This window comes from uncultured Fretibacterium sp., assembly GCF_938040765.1.
Classification (GTDB): domain Bacteria; phylum Synergistota; class Synergistia; order Synergistales; family Aminobacteriaceae; genus CAJPSE01.
The window spans coordinates 1-1,332 of the sequence record NZ_CALIAA010000110.1 but is presented as its reverse complement, the minus strand read 5'-3'; the positions used below and the strand labels follow the sequence as shown (position 1 = coordinate 1,332).

2 protein-coding genes are annotated in these 1,332 nt (G+C 58.3%); one reads left to right on the top strand and one right to left on the bottom strand.

All coding sequences use genetic code 11. The features are described from left to right. On the top strand, positions 1-608 hold a 608-nt coding region (locus Q0176_RS04030), incomplete at its 5' end, for a hypothetical protein (RefSeq protein ID WP_299299478.1). Between the two features lie 167 nt (positions 609-775). Here the strand turns inward: Q0176_RS04030 and Q0176_RS04025 are convergent. Then, positions 776-1,261 (bottom strand): hypothetical protein, encoded by a 486-nt coding sequence (locus tag Q0176_RS04025; protein WP_299299476.1) that lies wholly within the window; start codon positions 1,259-1,261, stop codon positions 776-778. Positions 1,262-1,332: the final 71 nt, after the last annotated feature.

Below are 1,332 nucleotides of genomic sequence, written 5' to 3'. Positions count from 1 at the left end.
AGGGACGCTACCGAAGGCCTGTGATTGCGTTGGCCCTTCTCATCGAGCCGTTGTCGAAAGCGCAGTCCAGCGGGGCCTATCGCTGGGAAGGCTACGGGACCCGAGTGAGCTACGAGTTCCCGGTCTTCAGGATTTACGAGGGGGACGAGGAAGCGCTGAAGGCGAGTGAAAACCCCTTCGACTGGGCACATCTTGCGGGGCTTCGGGCGTGGAAGAGCCGGGGCAGCGAGGCGCGCAAACTGGATTATCTGAAGGAGATGCTGGAACTTCTGGACGAGCGGGGCTGGCCTCACGCGGACAAGGCGCAGCTTCTGGTGTTCATGGAGGGTGTGATTCACCTCACGGAAGACGGGAGCTCGCGGGAATACGAGGAATGGGAGAACACCCTGGAACAGGCGAAGGAGGCGGGACGTATGTACGTCAGCATCATGGAGCGAAAGGGCATCGAAAAAGGCTTTCAGTTGGGAGAGGCAAGAGGTATTCAGCTCGGCAGAACCGAGACGGCACGGAATCTGCTTCGGATGGGACTGGATTCAGCAAAAATCGCAGAGGCCACCGGACTGCCCCTGGAGGAAATCCAGGCCTTAAAAAAAACGGGGCAAGTTTAACCGTTTACCTCCCTCAACGACAATCGACAGGGACAAGGTTTGCCGAATGGATTCCAAGACGGCAGCCTTGTTTATTTTATCGGCAAACTCCACACGCGCTATCTGAAGCGATGGGTCCGCGGCGTCCAGTTTGCCGTTCAGGCTCGTATCCGTCGAGAGCGTCAGCACTATACGGCCCGGAAGTTACGGGTACCCAGTCTTTGGCACAGCAGGTCGCCATACAGATACAACGATATCTCCTCATAGTTGCGACGCAGTTCCCGCCAGCCTTCGTCCGTCGGGCTGCCGTACGAATAAGCGTTTCCGTAGAACTTCTTCAAGAACCCGAGCCAGCCCTCGTTCGGCGTCGTTTCCACGTTCGAGACCTCCAACCACTTCAGCAGGATCCGCTCCAGAAGCGAACGACGCGCCGCGGAGTCCTTCTCCCCCGCAAACTGCTCCGTCAGGCGCTTCAGCTCTCCGCTCCCGTCGCGGACCATCGCCTGGTGCAGGGAGTACAAAAAACCGCGCCCCGGGAGGTCCGGCAGTGCGACAACATCGTTGGGCTCGTCCATCTTCTCCCCGACCAAGGAGTGAATCGTGTCTTGCCCCAACAAAAACTTGCTGGCCTTGCCCCGTTCCCCATCGCTCCAGACAAACTGGCCCGTGCGCACAACCGGCTCCTCGCTTTTTTAAGTGGGTAAGTCAATCTGTAGCTTACCCGCGATGAGGTAAATCATCGAGA